This is a genomic window from Anaerobacillus sp. 63XJN7_5_ISO-PGPR-S23-430 (assembly GCF_056173695.1).
In genome coordinates this window covers 2,842,458-2,860,375 of the sequence record NZ_CM149686.1, presented here as the reverse complement: position 1 = coordinate 2,860,375, position 17,918 = coordinate 2,842,458, and the positions used below count along the sequence as shown (strand labels likewise).

The following is a 17,918-nucleotide window of genomic DNA, read 5'->3' as shown; positions in this document are numbered from 1 at the left end:
GAACACAAAGAGCGTGTTCAAATGAAAAGGCTCCAGTGCCTGCCGTGTCTAAACGCCCACTTCTGCTTTTCGTTTTCACCTTGCGACTTTTTCTAGGTTCCCATTCTTATCCATTTTAAATGTTGGGACGTTGTGGTCTTCGTTGTCGTTTAGGACGACCATTCTTCTGGCTCGGTCCATGATTTGGATGAGGGATTGGTAATCTTCTTTCATGATTTGTTGTTCGTTCTCGAGTGTTTTGATTTTTTGATGAAGAAGGGTGTTTTCTTCTTTTAGGTGTTGATTCTCTGATTCTAGTTTCTCGACATTTGTTCTAAGTCTGTTTGTTGAGGAAGCGGATTGTTCTAAGTTTGATAAGAATGAGATTACTTCTCTCATAGTCATTTCTTTTTTCATTTGTACCGGTTCGGTATATGATATTGAAGTTTCAATTAATGGTTGTGAGATTGGTTGTTCTTGGGTGGAAACAGTCGTATGTGTTTCTTTATTTGTGTATTCAGGCTGCCTTCGTTCGGCTCGTTTCATTTCTTTTCGCTGCTTTTTCGCTAGCTTTAAGGCCTGCTCGTATCTTTCGCGGACAATGGCATTCCAGCGGAATCCTACAGCGGCTGATGTGCGACTTAGTCGATCACCAACTTCATCAAAGGCTTTTAATTGCGTACTGCCTTCTCTTACATGCCGCAGCACTGTTTCGGCAAGCATTAAATCATCTTCATGAGACCAGGCATCTTGTCTTACTTTCATTTTCATTCAGCTCCTTTATGTGATTAACATTTTTGCGTTTTGAAAGTAATCATAGCTTTGCCAGTATGGAAGAATTTATACAGAAGTCTTGTAAATTTGAGGTAGATTGCAAGAGTGAATAGAAAAAACAGCAGAGCATAAGCCCTGCTGTTAAGATTTCTTGCTATCGGATTTGATGCGTTCAGCGAAATAATCAAGTCTCTTTTGGATCGTTCTTTCGTGCCCGCGCTCAGTAGGTTTATAGAACGTTTTTCTGACCATGTGATCAGGAAGGTACTGTTGAGGGACATATCCTCCTGGATAGTCATGCGGGAATTTGTAGTCAATCCCATGCCCTAGTTCTGAAGCTCCTTTGTAGTGTGAGTCACGTAAATGAATAGGAACTGTTCCGTTTTTTTCTTTTTTTACTGCTGCAAGTGCAGCATCTATACCTGAAATCACCCCATTGCTTTTTGGAGCGGTGGCAAGATATAACGCTGCTTCGGCTAGTGGAATTCTAGCTTCCGGCATACCGATAAATTCGACCGCATAGCTGGCCGCATGGGCAATCAGAAGTGCGTTTGGGTCGGCTAATCCAACATCCTCGGCAGCATGGACATAAAGGCGTCTCGCGATAAATCTAGGATCTTCACCTGCATAGATCATTTTTGCTAACCAGTAAAGCGTAGCGTCTGGATCAGATCCTCGTATACTTTTAATAAAGGCCGAAACGGTATCGTAGTGATTATCGCTATCCTTGTCATATTGAAGCACGCGTTGCTGGATGGATTCTTCTGCAATTGCAAGACTAATTACAAGCTTCCCATCTTTATTTGGAGTCGTTGTAAGGATGGCGAGTTCTAACGCGTTTAGAGCTGTTCTAGCGTCTCCATTAGAAACGTCTATGAGATGCTCAATGGCTTCATCCTCGATTTCAACATCGTATCTTCCAAAGCCGCGATCCTTGTCGTTAATCGCCTGATAAAGAATGTTTTTAATAGTTGTTTCATTAAGATGTTCAAATCGAAATAATCTTGAACGAGAAAGAAGAGCCGCATTAATTTCAAACATTGGGCTTTCTGTTGTTGCTCCGATTAACACGATCGTTCCATCTTCAACAAAAGGAAGAAGTGCATCCTGCTGTGATTTATTAAAGCGATGGATTTCATCTATAAAGAGCACCGTTTTTTGATCATCAAGCTTTAAGCGATCTTTTGCTTCAGACGTGAGTCTTCTAATGTCAGCTACTCCTGAAGTAACAGCATTTAACTGTTCGAAATGAGCAGATGTAGTGTTGGCTATAATACGTGCAAGTGTTGTTTTACCGGTTCCTGGTGGACCGAAAAAAATCATTGGAGTAAGTTGATCAGCTTGGATGGCTCTTCTCAATAATTTGCCATCACCAATAATATGGTCTTGGCCGATAAATTCTTCAATGGATCTAGGTCGCATTCTGCTAGCGAGAGGTCCAGAAGAAGTATTGTTGTTTTCTTTTGGGTAATCAAATAAATCCATAGAACACCCGTCCTTTCATAGTTATTTGAAACATACTATACGGGTTTTGGAAATGCAAGAAAAACCGGTTCGTGCTATAATAGCGAAGGTTTACTAACAGAATCAATGGCTAAATAGATGAGAGAAGATTGAGTTAAGAGGGATGAGATGAAACCAGATAACAAAGGCATACCATGGTTCTGGATGAGCTGGGGAATATTTGTATTAGGTCTTTTGGTTATGGCTTTTGGCATTTCTCTGATGATTAAAGCTGAATTCGGTAGCGCGCCATGGGATGTCTTCCATATTGGACTGTATCAGCAGTTTGGATTAACAATTGGCACATGGTCAATTCTAATTGGTTTTCTGATTATAGGCTCGACTTCATTATTAGATCGAACCTGGCCAAAATTAGGTGCTTTTCTAAACATGCTGCTTGTAGGTGTGTTTATCGATATTTATATATGGGTTCCTTTTTTTAAAACTCCGGATCATTTGATAGGCAAATTGGTTATGCTTGTTAGTGGTATTCTGATCATGGGGTACGGCATCGGTCTCTATATTGCAGCAGATCGTGGAGCAGGTCCAAGAGATAGTTTGATGCTTGTATTAACAGAACGAACGGGATGGAAGGTACAACATATCCGACTTACTATGGAAATAGTTGTCCTTTCTCTTGGATGGCTTTTGAATGGTCCTATTCATGTGGGAACACTTTTGTTTTGTATTACGATAGGGCCAATTGTGGGTTATTCATTGCCACAGTGCAAAAAACTTGTGGCTCGATTGATAGAAAGAGGTGGCAGGTTTGAAGATATCAACAAAAGGAAGATACGGATTAACAATTATGATGGAGTTAGCAAAAAAGCACGGTGATGGTCCGATTTCTTTAAAGTCCATTGCTAGAAGCAAAGATTTATCAGAGCATTACCTTGAACAGCTAGTCGCTCCATTAAGAAATGCTGGTCTTGTTAAGAGTGTTAGAGGGGCATATGGTGGTTATATTCTAGCGCAAGAAGCAAGTTCAATTACAGCGGGAGATATCATTCGTGTTCTAGAAGGACCCATTAGTCCTGTTGAAGTTATGGACGATGAAGAACCTGCTAAACGTGATCTGTGGTTAAAAATACGAGACGCTGTGAAAGATGTTCTCGATTCTACAACGCTAGAAGATCTTGCCACCTATGAAGGTGAAGGAGAGCAAGATAGTTATATGTTTTATATTTAGTAGCCGGCTCACTGCTGGTAGTAAGAGGTGACTAATAATGAGTGCAATTTATATGGATCATGCTGCGACCTCTCCGGTCCATCCCGATGTTATTGAAGCGATGGTTTCATCACTAAAAAGTGATTTTGGTAATCCTTCAAGTATTCATCAGTTTGGCCGTAAGTCGCGTCATGCACTTGATGAAGCGAGAAACAATCTTGCGAGCAGTATTCATGCTCGAGCTAATGAAATTATTTTCACAAGTGGGGGTACAGAAGCAGATAATCTAGCAATTGTAGGAGCTGCTAAAGGAAACCTTGCTAAAGGAAACCATATTATCACAACAGAGATTGAGCATCATGCTGCACTGAATGCTTGTAAAGTACTTGAAAAAGAAGGATATGTTGTAACGTACTTACCTGTAGATGAGAATGGTAGAATTTCTATAGATGATCTAGAAAAGGCGATTCGGCCAGAGACAATCTTAATAACAGTTATGTATGGTAATAATGAAGTTGGGACAGTACAGCCAATTGCAGAGATCGCCAGGTTGGCAAACGATTCTGATATTCTGTTTCATACCGATGCCGTTCAAGCGTATGGCTTAATCGATCTTGATGTAAAGCAACTTGGCGTAGATCTTCTTTCTGTTTCAGCACATAAAATCAACGGTCCAAAGGGCGTTGGCTTTCTTTATGTTAAGGATGGGACAAAGCTGTTGCCTCATTCATTTGGCGGTGAACAGGAGAGAAAACGACGAGCAGGTACGGAGAACGTTGCTGGCATTGTAGGAATGGAGAAGGCAGCTGAATTAATGCGGATTGATCGAGAAGCGAAAGTGGAGCTTTATCAGAATATGAAGCAAGTGATGCTAGGTGTTTTTGAAGAAGCATCCATTCCTTATCGTATCAACGGTGATCAGGATCATATTCTTCCACATGTATTCAATGTTAGTTTTTTAGATGCAAAAGTGGAACCGATGTTAATGAATCTAGATCTTGCAGGTATTGCAGTATCGAGTGGTTCGGCCTGTACGGCTGGATCGCATGAACCTTCACATGTGTTGACAGCGATGTTTGGTGATAATGAGAGAACACAAACGGCCATTCGTTTTAGCTTTGGATATGGAAATGCAATTGAAGATGCCACAAAAGCTGCGAGTGAAGTCGTTAAGATTGTCAATCGTTTGAAGAAGTTATAAAATAGTCAGGACACAATTTGTGTTAAAGAAGAGGAGGTGCAACCATGGCAGCACGTAAGAATGAAGATATACGAGTCGTGGTTGGAATGTCCGGAGGTGTTGATTCATCAGTAGCTGCATTAATGTTGAAAGAACAAGGCTATGACGTGATCGGCATTTTTATGAAAAACTGGGACGACACCGACGAAAACGGGGTATGCACAGCAACAGAAGATTACGATGATGTTATTCGTGTATGCAACCAGATCGGCATTCCGTACTACGCAGTCAACTTCGAGAAGCAATACTGGGATAAAGTGTTTACTTATTTCCTAGATGAATATAAAGGTGGGCGTACACCAAATCCTGATGTTATGTGCAACAAAGAAATTAAATTCAAAGCATTTCTTGAACATGCACTAACGCTTGGAGCAGATTACCTTGCGACAGGGCACTATGCGCAAGTGGTCGAACGCGACGGAGAAGTCAAAATGCTTCGTGGTGTAGACGACAATAAAGATCAAACTTACTTTTTGAATCAGCTCACGCAAGAGCAACTTTCTAAAGTAATGTTCCCGCTTGGAGGCATCGAGAAGAAAAAAGTTCGAGAGATTGCGGAAGAAGCGGGTCTTGCTACAGCTAAGAAAAAGGATAGCACAGGAATTTGCTTTATCGGCGAGCGTAATTTCAAAGAATTTCTTGGACAATATCTTCCTGCTCAACCAGGCAAAATGATGACGCTTGGTGGAGAAGAAAAAGGACAACATGATGGATTGATGTATTATACAATTGGTCAGCGTCATGGCCTTGGAATTGGTGGCGACGGTGAACCGTGGTTCGTGGTAGGTAAGAATCTTGACGATAATGTTCTTTATGTTGACCAGGGTTTCCATAATGATCTCTTATACTCTGATTCCCTTATTGCAGTGAATTCAAGCTGGGTTTCGAATCTTCCGATAGAAGAGCATATCTCTTGCACAGCGAAATTCCGCTATCGTCAAAAAGATTCAGGCGTTACGGTGGAAAAGCTGGATGACGATCGCTTGAAAGTAACATTTGATGAACCAGTACGCGCTATTACACCTGGACAAGCCGTTGTTTTCTATAACGGTGATGAGTGTCTCGGCGGAGCAACGATTGATCAAGTATTTAAGAATGCAAGTGAACTAACATACGTTTAACAATTAGCCTCATTTCGAAATGAAATGAGGCTGTTTTTTAGGTGGAGAAACCGCCGCTAACTTATGCTAAACTAGAGATTAAGTTAAAGAAATAAGGAGTTTTTTTAAATGAGTAATAAAAATGAACAAGCGATTGAAGCAATGAATAATGGACAATTAGAAAAAGCTGTAACGCTACTTTATGAAGCAATAGAAGAGAATCCTAAAGATCCAGTTGCTTATACGAATATTGGAAATCTCCTCGCACAGGCAGGAGAAATTAAGCAGGCTGTCGCATATTTTGAAAAAGCGATTGATTTGGATGAAACGCAGGGGACTGCTTATTATGGCGCAGGAAACGCATTCTTTGAACTAGAGCAGTATAAAGACGCTGCAGACATGTACCAGAAAGCAATCCAGCAGGGGCTTGACCAAAGTGATGTTCACTTTATGATTGGTCAGTGCTTTATGATGCAGGATGCACTTCGATTAGCATTACCTTTCTTCCAGAGAGCTGTTGAGCTCAATGAGGAAGATACGGAAGCGCGTTTTCAGTATGCACTTTGTCTCGCGCAAGATGGGGCAATCGATGTAGCGCTTCCTCAGTTTGAGAGAGTCGTTGAAGAGGATCCGGATCATGCCGATGCGTGGTTTAATTTAGGTGTGAGCTATGCTTATCAAGAAAATTTGACGAAAGCAATAAGCTGTTTTGATCGTGCACTCGCTATCCAACCAGATCATCTCTTAGCAGGAAACGGGAAGAAACAAATGGAACAAGCGATGAACAATAACAATTAAATTTTAAGTTATTGGAGAGAAGATCTTATGGATCAGCCACAAAAAGGGTATATCAAAGGAAGACCCATTCAAATGATTTTTTTTAATGAAGATAGTTTGTATGGAGTGGCAAGACTTCGGATTTCTGAAACGAACGAACCTTATGATGAGAAAGAAGTCGTCGTGAATGGAATGATTCCTCGACTTCTTGAAGATGAGACGTATGTATTTTACGGACGCTTTACGGATCATCCCCGTTATGGGAAACAGTATGCTGTTGAATCATTTGAGAGACAGATGCCTGAATCAAAGCCAGGGCTTATCCAATATTTATCTAGTGATTTATTCCATGGAATTGGTGAAAAGACAGCTGAATCGATTGTTGATGTGTTAGGTGAGCGCGCCATAGCTAAAATTATGCGTGATCCATCAATATTAAGTAAGGTTCCAAAGCTATCTGAAGAAAAAGCAAAGGGACTATATGATTCTCTAATGGAGCATCAGGGGCTTGACCAAATTATGATTCGATTAACTGAGTTAGGATTTGGACCGAGACTATCGATGAAAATTTTTAAAGCCTATAAGCAAGAAACGCTCGAGATTGTTGAGAAAAATCCATATCAGCTTATTCAAGATGTGGAAGGTATTGGTTTTCGACGTGCGGATGATTTAGGGAGATCGATTGGTATTGAAGGAAAGCATCCTGATCGCATTCGGGCAGCATGTCTTCATACGTTAAATGAACAAACGTTACAGGAGGGACATGTGTATCTTGAGTACGATGCATTGATTCAATCTGTGAATGAGTTACTAGGTGATAAGCTTGATGAAGCAGATATTTCAAGGGAACTGATCTCTCTTTACGAGAGTGATAAATTGATTCTTGATCGAGAGAGAATCTATTTACATTCACTTTACTATGCTGAAAAAGGTCTTGTGACTGGATTAAATAATGTGATGTCGCAAACGGAGTATGCTGACTCTTTTCCGGAATCTGAATTCTATCGCGCTCTAGGAGACCTTGAAGAACGACTTGGTATTCAATACGCTCCCTCACAGCGTGAAGCGGTACAAAAAGCAATCGCTTCTCCGTTTATGATTTTAACTGGCGGACCAGGTACGGGGAAAACCACGGTTATTAAAGGGATTGTGGAGCTCTATGCTGAGTTAAATGGACTTTCACTCGAACCGAAAGATTACTCAAAGGATAAGCCGTTTCCAGTGCTACTTGTAGCACCAACAGGAAGAGCAGCGAAACGGATGAGTGAAGCAACAGGACTACCGGCTTTTACGATACATAGATTACTTGGGTGGAAAGGTGAGGCGGGATTTGAGCATGATGAGAATAATCCGATTGAAGGCAGGTTGTTAATTGTCGACGAAGTATCCATGGTTGACGTGTGGCTTGCCAATCAATTATTTAAATCCTTACCATCTCAAATTCAAGTGATTGTTGTTGGTGATGAAGACCAACTTCCTTCGGTAGGGCCAGGACAGGTGCTCAAGGATATGATCGATTCACATGCAGTTCCCGTTAGTAAACTGACGGACATTTATCGACAAGCTGAAGGCTCTTCGATTATTGATCTCGCGCACTCTATTAAAGAAGGAGAGCTTCCAGAAGAGTTTCGGAAACCAACGCCTGATCGGAGGTTCTTTCCTTGTTCCCAAGCACAGATTATAGAGGTTGTCTCGCAAGTGTGTGGCAATGCATTAAAGAAGGGATACTCTCCTCGGGATATTCAAGTTCTGGCTCCAATGTATCGAGGATCGGCAGGAGTGGATCGGCTAAATCAGGAGCTTCAAAAGCTGTTTAATCCTGCAACAGAGCAGCGAAGAGAGCTTTTGCATGGAGATCTCGTTTATCGAGTCGGTGATAAAGTTCTTCAACTTGTAAACAATCCTGAAGACAATGTCTACAATGGTGATATGGGCGAAGTTGTTTCTGTATTCTTTGCGAAAGAAAATATTGAAAAGCAGGATCAGCTTGTTGTTTCATTTGATGGACAAGAAGTAGTTTATGACAGGCCTGACTTTAATCAATTAACACATGCCTACTGCTGCTCCATTCATAAATCCCAGGGTAGTGAGTTTCCGATTGTTGTTCTTCCTATTGTAAGAGGGTATTATCGGATGCTACGAAAAAATCTTCTTTATACAGCCGTTACAAGGAGTAAGGATTATTTGATTTTATGTGGAGAAGAAGAGGCCATTAAACTAGCTATCCAAACAGAAGATGATCAGGTTCGAAACACGCAATTAACGGAGAAATTGCAAGAAATGATTGGGGAACAAAAGACAATTGAAGAGTCGATGTAGAAGCCAGAGAAAATCTCTGGCTTTTTTCTATTTAGCTTTACTAGGTAATTCACGCCTTATGAACATGAGGCTCTGTTGAAAAGAAGCGATTACTTTACAAATGCCGTATAGAATGATTTCAAACTGGACAGGATGGTGTATATCTTCTTAAATAGCTGGATTAGGAGGCATATGGAGATGGAATGTCCAAATTGTAAAAGTAAAAATATAGGGAAAATCGGGGCAAATCAATTCTATTGTTGGAACTGTTTTGTGGAAATGTCGATTATTAAAGGAGTTCTTTCCTTACACCAGGTGGAAGAGGACGGATCGCTGACATCCCTGGATGATTTATTTGAAGACTATGATATGCGAGTTGAGTTGTAGATGGTATTTGCTGGCAGGAGGGATTGACAGTGAAGCGTGAATGGAACCTGAACTGGATCATTTATTTAACGACCCTTCTGCTAGTTTTTTTATGCATTTATTTATTGCTGAAGCTTTCTCCAATTTGGGTTCCGATCATCGATGTGTTAACTGTTTTAATTGTTCCATTTTTAATTGCTTCTCTTATAACTTATTTGCTTCATCCCATTGTAGAGAAAATTCATAAAGAAGGTTTGCCAAGAGGGATAGCTGTACTTTTAATCTATGTTCTGTTTTTTGGAGGTACTGGCTATGCGATTTTTAAGGGGCTTCCTCATATTGTGAAACAGTCACAGGAGTTAATGGAGAACGTTCCAATGTTCATTGATATGTATCGGGATGCTGTGCATCATACATATGACTTTACTTCAAACTTACCTCCTTCTTTACAAGGAAAGGTTGATCAAACTTTTCAGGATGTTGAAGATGCTGTTAACAATACATTGACATTGGCGGTTGAATTAGCAAAAAAGTTACTTAGTTCTTTTTTTGTCATTATGATTATTCCTTTCATCGTGTTCTATTTACTGAAGGATTTTGAGACGTTAAAAAAAACAGCATGGAGAATAACGCCACCTAAGTGGAGAGCACCCGGAAAGAACCTACTCATCCGAATAGATGAATCACTTGGTAATTATATTCGAGGTCAATTTTTTGTCATTTCGGTGTTAGGTGTTCTTGCGGCACTGGGGTTCTGGTTGATTAAGCTTCCATATGCCATTCTACTGGGGATTATCGTTGGTATAACAGATATTATCCCATACTTTGGACCTTTTCTTGGTGCGGCTCCAGCACTATTAATTGCATCGACCGTTTCAGTTAAAATGACGATCATTACGATTATCGTTATTGTGGTTCTTCAGTTTATCGAAAGTAATATTCTATCACCCTATATTGTTGGGAAAAGTCTGCACATTCACCCGGTCATCATAATTTTTGGACTTCTTGCAGGGGGAGAGATTGCTGGCGTAATCGGACTAATTCTTGCAGTGCCTGCTCTTGCGGTTCTAAAAGCACTCTTTCTCTATCGAAACGAAGATGAATGAAGCAATTGACAAACGAATGTTGCTCTGACTATAATAATCCCAGAGATTAAGAATTAAACACATTGACGGAACGAGTATGTTGACCCCTATTCTTGAATACGAACTGTATTCGTTAGAGAGAAGCTCCCTGGCTGTAAGAGCTTTAAGAACAAGATCAGCAGAAAGCTAATCCTGAGTGCGGGTTAATCCCCGCCGTCTCGACCTCGTTACGGTCGCTTGAGGTGATAGACAGTTTTGTCTATAACCAGGGTGGTACCGCGTGAGCGTTTTAAAAAAACTCTCGTCCCTGATTTATTCAGGGGTGAGAGTTTTTTTGCGTTCAAAAAACACCACCCCCAAAATCCATTACTGAGTAACTAAAGGAGGATAATTAGTATGAAGAACTTATCATCAGCAGATGTAAGACAAATGTTTATCGATTTCTTTAAAGAAAAAAGTCATTCGGTGGAACCAAGTGCATCGCTCGTTCCACATGAAGATCCAACTTTACTGTGGATCAATAGTGGTGTAGCTACGCTTAAAAAATATTTTGACGGTCGCGTAACACCTGACAACCCAAGAATTGTAAATGCTCAAAAATCAATTCGTACAAACGATATTGAGAATGTAGGCAAAACAGCACGCCATCATACGTTCTTTGAAATGCTTGGGAACTTCTCTATCGGAGAATATTTTAAAGAAGAAGCGATTGAATGGGGATGGGAATTCCTAACTAGCGAGAATTGGATTGGCTTTGATGCTGATAAATTATCTGTCACAATTCATCCGGAAGATGATGAAGCATTTACCATTTGGAAAGAGAAAATTGGACTTCCAGAAGAGCGTATCATCCGTCTAGAGGGTAACTTCTGGGATATCGGGGAAGGGCCAAGTGGACCGAATACGGAAATTTTCTATGATCGTGGAGAAGAGTATGGTTTCGAAGATTCTAAAGAAGAACTTTATCCTGGTGGAGAGAATGAGCGTTATCTTGAAATCTGGAACCTTGTTTTCTCCCAATTTAATCATAACCCTGATGGTACTTATACACCATTACCTAAGAAGAATATTGATACGGGCATGGGACTTGAACGGATGGTATCGGTTATTCAGGATGCAAAAACAAACTATGATACAGACCTCTTTATGCCAACCATTCGTGAAACAGAGCGAATGGCAGAAGTGAACTATGGAGATTCCAGAGAGGGAGATACAGCATTTAAGGTAGTCGCTGATCATATTCGAACAGTTACATTTGCCATTGGTGACGGTGCCCTTCCATCGAACGAAGGTCGCGGATATGTACTAAGAAGATTACTTAGAAGAGCAGTTCGGTTCGCTAAGCAAATTGGTATTAACCGTCCATTCATGTATGAACTTGTACCAGTCGTTGGGGACATCATGGTTGAATTCTATCCTGAAGTTAATGCGAAGAAGGAATTCATCCAAAAAGTAATTAAGAATGAAGAAGACCGCTTCTATGAAACATTAAATGAAGGACTGTCAATTCTTTCAGACATTATGAAGAAAGAAAAAGAAGCTGGTAATCATGTCATCTCTGGTAGCGATGTGTTTCGACTTTACGATACGTACGGTTTCCCTGTGGAATTAACGGAGGAATATGCTGAAGAAGAAGGCATGGAAATTGATCGTACAGGTTTCGAACAGGAAATGGGAATGCAGCGGAAACGTGCTAGAGATGCTCGTCAGGATGTAGGTTCCATGCAGGTTCAAGGTGGCGCGCTTGGCGACATTTCAGTCGAAAGCGATTTTGTCGGTTATGAAGAGCGGTCTGTTGATACAGAAGTAGTCGCAATCATAAAAGATAAAGAGCTGACTGAGGTAGCGTCAGAAGGCGACGAAATCCAGGTTATTCTCCAAAGCACGCCTTTCTATGCTGAAAGCGGCGGGCAAGTTGCAGATCCTGGTATCATTCGTGGCGAGGATGTTCAACTTCGCGTAACGGATGTACAAAAAGCGCCAAATGGCCAACACGTCCATACGGCGGTTGTAGAATCTGGAACGATAAAAACTGGAGCAAAAATAATAGCTGAAATCAATCGTTCGAACCGTTCTGCAATTGTAAAGAATCATACGGCAACTCACCTGCTTCATCAGGCATTAAAAGATGTTCTTGGTGAGCATGTAAACCAGGCTGGTTCACTCGTTGGTTCAGAGCGACTTCGCTTTGACTTCTCTCACTTTGGACAGATTACATCTGAAGAGCTTGAAGAGATTGAAAAACAAGTGAATGATCAAATTTGGGCTAATATTCCAGTGAATACGATGGTAAAGCCTATTGAGGAAGCTAAAGCAATGGGAGCTATGGCGTTGTTTGGTGAAAAGTATGGAGATTCTGTTCGTGTTGTACGTGTTGGTGATTATAGTCTAGAACTATGTGGCGGTACTCACGTTCAAAATACAGCAGAAATTGGATTGTTTAAAATTCTTTCTGAGTCAGGTATTGGTGCAGGAACGCGTCGTATTGAAGCTGTAACAAGCGAAGGAGCTTACCAGGTTTTAAATCAACAAGTATCAATTTTGAAAAATACGGCTGACTTGTTAAAATCAAATGTGAAGGATGTTCCATCAAGAACAGAAGCACTACTTGGTCAGATTCGAGATTTACAACGCCAAAATGACTCACTGACGTCAAAACTTGCAAATGTTGAAGCAAAACAGATGGCAGGAAATGTTCAAGAAGTAGACGGTGTGAAAGTAGTTGCTAAACGCATCGACACAGATATGAATAACCTTCGTAGTATTGTCGATGATCTGAAGGCTCAGATTGGCAGTGTCATTGTTGTACTTGGTAGCGGTGCAGACGGGAAGGTTCAGTTAGCTGCTGGAATTACAGATGACCTCGTAAAAGAGGGATATCATGCAGGGAAATTGATTAAAGAGCTTGCTACTCGCTGTGGCGGCGGTGGCGGTGGCCGACCGGATATGGCGCAGGCAGGGGGCAAAAATCCAGAGAAACTGGATGATGCTCTTGCTTACACAACAGATTGGGTGAAATCCATTTCCTAATTTGGTTTTAGTAGTGTACAATAAGAATTAGTTGACTAGTTACGATTCTAGATGGGGATCGGAGAAAGAGGTGTAAGGAATGAGTTCGATGGACAAAACAATGAAATTTAATTTTCCAGACGACGCATATAATCATGATGTCCAGGAAGTGTTACTCACCGTCTATAGTGCTCTTCAAGAAAAGGGCTATAATCCGATTAACCAGATCGTGGGTTACCTCCTTTCTGGGGATCCGGCTTACATTCCGAGACACAATGATGCGAGAAGCTTAATTCGTAAGCTTGAAAGAGACGAATTAATTGAAGAGCTTGTAAAATCGTATCTTACTCATCATCAGGGATAAGGAGACAGCATGAAAACACTTGGATTGGATGTCGGTACAAAAACAATCGGCGTAGCGCTAAGCGATGCAATGGGATGGACGGCACAGGGATTAGAAACCGTGAAACGTAACCCGGAAGCGCAGGATGTGATTCCTGATCGTTTAATGGAAATCATTAATGGGAATGATGTCAGCAAGATTGTCGTTGGACTTCCTAAGAACATGAATGGCTCAATTGGTCCGAGTGGCGAAGCCTGTCAGGCATTTGCAGAACTTATTCAGACAACGACTAATATTCCAGTTGACATGTGGGATGAAAGACTAACAACCGTCGCTGCAGAACGCATGCTGATTAGTGCTGATGTGAGTCGTAAGAAGCGTAAGAAAGTGATCGACAAAATGGCTGCTGTTATGATTCTGCAAGGATACTTAGACAGCAAGCAAAATTAATGAGGTGAAAACATGGAGGAAAAAGAACGTATTATCATTCCAGATGAAAATGGAGACGAGCATCTATTTGAAGTTCTCTTTACATTTGATGTAGCTGAGAACGGTCAATCTTATATGACTGTAGTTCCTGCTGATCAAGCTGATAGTGAAGAGGAAGTGGAAGTTTATGCTTTCCGCTATGAAGAAGAGGACAATGAAGAGCGAGACTATAAGCTTTTCCCTATTGAATCAGATAAGGAATGGGAAATGGTCGAGGAAATGCTCAACACTTTCTCTGAAGAAGAAGAAGAAGATAGCGAGTAAATTTCAATCAAAAGCTGCCGGTGAAAATCGGCAGCTTTTTTTCTTGATTATACGTTTAGAATTACTGTGTCATGATCGGTTTGAGTAAGATTTCTTATGTGTTTGGATACCTTAGGGCAAAGAATCTTCTTACTGTTTTTTGGAAATGACTACAAACCTTTCAAATAACCTTGTATAATACATAATGGATAATTTTTGGCGAACGTTGGCATCCTTGCCGACAATATGTCGACATATAGTATAATAGATGAAGAATGAAAGGGGGCCACGGCGTTGTCTGATTTTAAGGACTTGTATAAAGAGAAGCTTATGAAGCGCCAGACCGAGAATCAAACGGTAAGAAAAATAGTGTTTATCATTTTACTGCTTTTAACCATAACGGTGGCTGCCGTTATAACAGGTGGTTACTTCTACATAAAAAACATACTCGAACCAGTTGATTCTGATAGCAAAGAAAAAGCAGCTGTGACTATTCCAATTGGATCTTCAACATCTTCAATTGGAGCTAAACTGGAAGAAGAAGGCATCATTAAAGATGGCACAGCTTTCCGTTATTACGTGAAATATAAGAATGAAAGCGGCTTTCAAGCAGGTGATTATGAACTTTCACCTTCTATGACGATGGATGAAATTATTGCCATTATGAAGAGTGGGAAAGTAATGAAAGAAGCTGTTGCCACTATATCTGTACCAGAAGGAATCTGGTTAGAAGACATAGCTGCTCGTATTGCGAAGGAACTTGACTTAAAGCAAGAAGATGTTATTAAGAAATTAGATGATGAGAAATACATGAAAGCTTTAGTGAATGAATATTGGTTTTTAACAGAAGATATTTTAAATGAAGACATTCGTCATCCGTTAGAGGGTTATCTCTTCCCTGCTACTTATGATTTTGAAGAAGAACCTTCAGTGGAAGTCGTTGTGAAAGATATGTTAGACAAAACTGATAGCGTCTTAAAAAAATATCGCTCTGAAATAGAAGATCGTGATTATTCCATCCATGAAATGATGACACTTGCTTCGATCATTGAAGAAGAAGCGTCAGCAAAAGCTGATCGAACAAAAATTTCGAAGGTGTTTTATAATCGTCTTGATAAGAATATGATCTTACAAACAGATCCTACGGTTGTATATGCGAGAGGAGAGCAATCAGGAGAAATCACCCAGGATGATCTTGATGCAAAGTCGCCTTATAATACGTATAAGCAAAAAGGTCTGCCGATTGGCCCTATTGCCAACCCTGGTGAGTCGTCAATCATAGCGGCAATAGAACCAGCCGATACAGAAGCACTTTATTTCTATGCTCGACCGAGTGGCGAAACGCTGTTCTCAGAGACTAATGAAGAGCACAATAAGAAAGTTGCTAAGTATAAGGAAGAGTGGACAGAGTATTATAAGAAGAAAGAGAAAGAAGAGAAAGAAAAAGAAGAATAAGAAATTTATGGGGAATGGCGAGTAAGACTACCATTCCCCTTTCGATTATGATAAAATTATTCGGGTTACATGAAGGAGGACCGATCATGATATCCGATCATGTGGAACAATATCTGGAATCTTTACGCCCGAATCGAGAAGACTTAATAAAAGAGATAGAAGAATATGCACGGGAAAAACATGTTCCAATTATGGAACAAACGAGTCTTGATGTGATGCTTCAACTCCTGACCTTTTTGAAACCGGGCCGAATATTGGAAATTGGTGCAGCCATTGGCTACTCAGCAATCCGTATGGCTGAGCGTTTGCCAGATACTGCTATACTTACTGTTGAACGAGATGAAACTCGTTATAATGAAGCGATCGCAAATATTGAAAAAGCAGGATACTCTGATAGAATAACCGTTTTATTTGGGGATGCATTTGAGCTGGCTGATGAGCTTAAGAGCTATGGTTCATATCAAGCGCTCTTCATTGACGCGGCCAAAGGTCAGTACCAGCGTTTTTTTGATGAATTTTATGATCAATTAGAAAAGGGCGGAGTAGTGTTTTCTGATAATATTCTCTTTAGAGGTATGGTAGCAGAAGAGGAGATCGAAGAGAAGCGCTTTAGATCAATGGTAAAAAAGCTCCGTCTTTATAATGAATTTTTAATATCCCATCCCGAACTAGATACTACAATATATCCTATTGGAGATGGATTAGCTGTTAGTCAGCGTAAAAACTCATGATGAAGAAAAGCCGACGTACGTATGTACGAGCGGTTTTTCTATAATAGAAGGGGAAGAATTATGGTTAATAGACCCGTAGTAATTGGTGTTGCCGGAGGTTCAGGCTCAGGTAAAACCACTGTAACAAGAGAGATATTTAAACAGTTTGCTGATCAATCAGTGTTAGTCATTGAACAGGATTCTTATTATAAAGATCAGAGTGAAAAGTCAATGCCTGAAAGACTAGGTACAAACTATGACCATCCACTAGCGTTCGATAATGACCTGTTAATTGACCATGTGAAAGAACTAATGTTATATAACCCTATTCAAAAACCTGTCTATGACTATACAGTTCACACAAGATCTGATAAAATTATCCCTGTCGAACCAAAAGATGTCATTATTTTGGAAGGTATCCTAATTCTTGAAGATGAACGTCTCCGTGATTTAATGGATATTAAGCTATTTGTAGACACGGATGCTGATCTCCGTATTTTAAGAAGAATGGTTAGGGATATCCGTGACAGAGGGAGAACGCTTGATTCTGTTGTAGAGCAATATACTTCAGTTGTTCGCCCCATGCATCTTCAGTTTATAGAACCTACAAAGCGTTACGCAGATATTATTGTTCCAGAAGGCGGGCAGAATAGAGTAGCCATCGACCTAATGGTAACGAAGATTCATACGATACTCGAAGATAAAGCCATGTTATAACGATTAAACGAGGTATATTTACCTCTTTTTTTCATACAGTTTATTACGATTGATGCCCTTAATTGATGAAGGAGTGAAAGAAATGGCAGAGGATAAAAAGTATTACATGACACAAGATGGTAAAGAAAAGCTTGAAAAGGAACTTGATTCCCTTAAAACAGAGAAAAGAAAAGAAGTAGTAGAACGAATTAAAATTGCTCGTAGTTTTGGAGATCTATCTGAGAACTCTGAGTATGACGCTGCAAAAGATGAGCAGGCATTTGTCGAGGCGCGTATTCAAACAGTTGAAAATATGATTCGTAATGCTGAAATTATTGAAGAAGACAATAGCTCATCGAATGTTGTATCAATAGGTAAGCGGGTTAAATTTGTTGAGATTCCAGATGGAGATGAAGAAGAATATATTATCGTTGGTAGTGCTGAAGCTGATCCATTTGAAGGGAAAATTTCAAATGACTCACCTATGGCAAGAAGTCTTCTCGGCCGTCAAATTGGAGAAAAGGTTAACGTGCAAACTCCAGGCGGAGAAATTCGCGTTGAAATTCTAGAAGTTAGCTAATAAATGCAATGTTTAAAAAGACAGCCAATCCGGCTGTCTTTTTCTATGGAATATCAATTGAATTAAAGTTATAAGTCAACAGCAAGTCCCAGGTTACTTATGT

At 40.3% G+C, this 17,918-nt stretch carries 18 protein-coding genes; 16 read left to right on the top strand and 2 right to left on the bottom strand.

Annotated elements, in window-relative coordinates; genetic code table 11:
* Window positions 1-75: 75 nt before the first annotated feature.
* On the bottom strand, window positions 76-744 hold the full coding sequence (locus AC0VYJ_RS15140) for an RsfA family transcriptional regulator (protein ID WP_430244084.1): 669 nt from the start codon (window positions 742-744) through the stop codon (window positions 76-78).
* 150 nt (window positions 745-894) lie between these two features.
* Window positions 895-2,238, bottom strand: coding sequence for an AAA family ATPase (locus AC0VYJ_RS15135; RefSeq protein ID WP_194219437.1), 1,344 nt, complete (start codon window positions 2,236-2,238; stop codon window positions 895-897).
* 147 nt (window positions 2,239-2,385) lie between these two features.
* Here AC0VYJ_RS15135 and AC0VYJ_RS15130 point away from each other — a divergent pair, with 147 nt between their 5' ends.
* The 16 genes from AC0VYJ_RS15130 (at window position 2,386) to greA (ending at window position 17,815) form a co-directional block, all read left to right on the top strand.
* Window positions 2,386-3,093 carry a YczE/YyaS/YitT family protein gene (locus AC0VYJ_RS15130; RefSeq protein WP_475365539.1) on the top strand — a complete coding sequence of 236 codons (708 nt, stop codon included), beginning with the start codon at window positions 2,386-2,388 and terminating at the stop codon, window positions 3,091-3,093.
* The gene (cymR, locus tag AC0VYJ_RS15125) at window positions 3,026-3,445 is read left to right on the top strand and encodes a cysteine metabolism transcriptional regulator CymR (protein WP_160918687.1); all 420 of its coding nucleotides are present in this window, start codon (window positions 3,026-3,028) and stop codon (window positions 3,443-3,445) included. The genes AC0VYJ_RS15130 and cymR overlap by 68 nt, the downstream gene beginning before the upstream one ends.
* Window positions 3,446-3,482: 37 nt before the next feature.
* Complete coding sequence (locus AC0VYJ_RS15120) at window positions 3,483-4,625, top strand: cysteine desulfurase family protein (protein WP_475365538.1); 1,143 nt, start codon at window positions 3,483-3,485, stop codon at window positions 4,623-4,625.
* A 44-nt stretch (window positions 4,626-4,669) separates the two neighbouring features.
* A complete protein-coding gene (mnmA, locus tag AC0VYJ_RS15115; protein ID WP_194219440.1) occupies window positions 4,670-5,785 on the top strand; it encodes a tRNA 2-thiouridine(34) synthase MnmA in 1,116 nt (371 codons plus the stop codon).
* A gap of 108 nt (window positions 5,786-5,893) precedes the next feature.
* Window positions 5,894-6,562, top strand: coding sequence for a tetratricopeptide repeat protein (locus tag AC0VYJ_RS15110; protein ID WP_194219441.1), 669 nt, complete (start codon window positions 5,894-5,896; stop codon window positions 6,560-6,562).
* A gap of 27 nt (window positions 6,563-6,589) precedes the next feature.
* Window positions 6,590-8,860 (top strand): SF1B family DNA helicase RecD2, encoded by a 2,271-nt coding sequence (gene recD2 / locus AC0VYJ_RS15105; RefSeq protein WP_194219442.1) that lies wholly within the window; start codon window positions 6,590-6,592, stop codon window positions 8,858-8,860.
* A gap of 177 nt (window positions 8,861-9,037) precedes the next feature.
* The gene (locus AC0VYJ_RS15100; RefSeq protein WP_194219443.1) at window positions 9,038-9,226 is read left to right on the top strand and encodes a hypothetical protein; all 189 of its coding nucleotides are present in this window, start codon (window positions 9,038-9,040) and stop codon (window positions 9,224-9,226) included.
* A gap of 29 nt (window positions 9,227-9,255) precedes the next feature.
* Complete coding sequence (locus tag AC0VYJ_RS15095; protein ID WP_475365537.1) at window positions 9,256-10,311, top strand: AI-2E family transporter; 1,056 nt, start codon at window positions 9,256-9,258, stop codon at window positions 10,309-10,311.
* A gap of 375 nt (window positions 10,312-10,686) precedes the next feature.
* Window positions 10,687-13,320, top strand: coding sequence for an alanine--tRNA ligase (gene alaS, locus AC0VYJ_RS15090; RefSeq protein WP_475365536.1), 2,634 nt, complete (start codon window positions 10,687-10,689; stop codon window positions 13,318-13,320).
* A 79-nt stretch (window positions 13,321-13,399) separates the two neighbouring features.
* A complete protein-coding gene (locus AC0VYJ_RS15085) occupies window positions 13,400-13,663 on the top strand; it encodes an IreB family regulatory phosphoprotein (protein WP_048312684.1) in 264 nt (87 codons plus the stop codon).
* Window positions 13,664-13,672: 9 nt separating this feature from the next.
* On the top strand, window positions 13,673-14,092 hold the full coding sequence (gene ruvX, locus AC0VYJ_RS15080; RefSeq protein WP_226614489.1) for a Holliday junction resolvase RuvX: 420 nt from the start codon (window positions 13,673-13,675) through the stop codon (window positions 14,090-14,092).
* Window positions 14,093-14,104: 12 nt separating this feature from the next.
* Entirely contained in the window at window positions 14,105-14,395 is a 291-nt protein-coding gene (locus AC0VYJ_RS15075; RefSeq protein WP_475365535.1) for a DUF1292 domain-containing protein, read from the top strand.
* Window positions 14,396-14,668: 273 nt separating this feature from the next.
* Window positions 14,669-15,829 carry an endolytic transglycosylase MltG gene (mltG, locus tag AC0VYJ_RS15070; protein ID WP_242057264.1) on the top strand — a complete coding sequence of 387 codons (1,161 nt, stop codon included), beginning with the start codon at window positions 14,669-14,671 and terminating at the stop codon, window positions 15,827-15,829.
* An 86-nt stretch (window positions 15,830-15,915) separates the two neighbouring features.
* Window positions 15,916-16,560 carry an O-methyltransferase gene (locus AC0VYJ_RS15065; RefSeq protein ID WP_475365534.1) on the top strand — a complete coding sequence of 215 codons (645 nt, stop codon included), beginning with the start codon at window positions 15,916-15,918 and terminating at the stop codon, window positions 16,558-16,560.
* A 60-nt stretch (window positions 16,561-16,620) separates the two neighbouring features.
* Window positions 16,621-17,256 (top strand): uridine kinase, encoded by a 636-nt coding sequence (gene udk, locus AC0VYJ_RS15060; RefSeq protein ID WP_194219448.1) that lies wholly within the window; start codon window positions 16,621-16,623, stop codon window positions 17,254-17,256.
* A gap of 82 nt (window positions 17,257-17,338) precedes the next feature.
* The gene (greA, locus tag AC0VYJ_RS15055) at window positions 17,339-17,815 is read left to right on the top strand and encodes a transcription elongation factor GreA (RefSeq protein ID WP_194219449.1); all 477 of its coding nucleotides are present in this window, start codon (window positions 17,339-17,341) and stop codon (window positions 17,813-17,815) included.
* The last annotated feature ends 103 nt before the right edge of the window (window positions 17,816-17,918 follow it).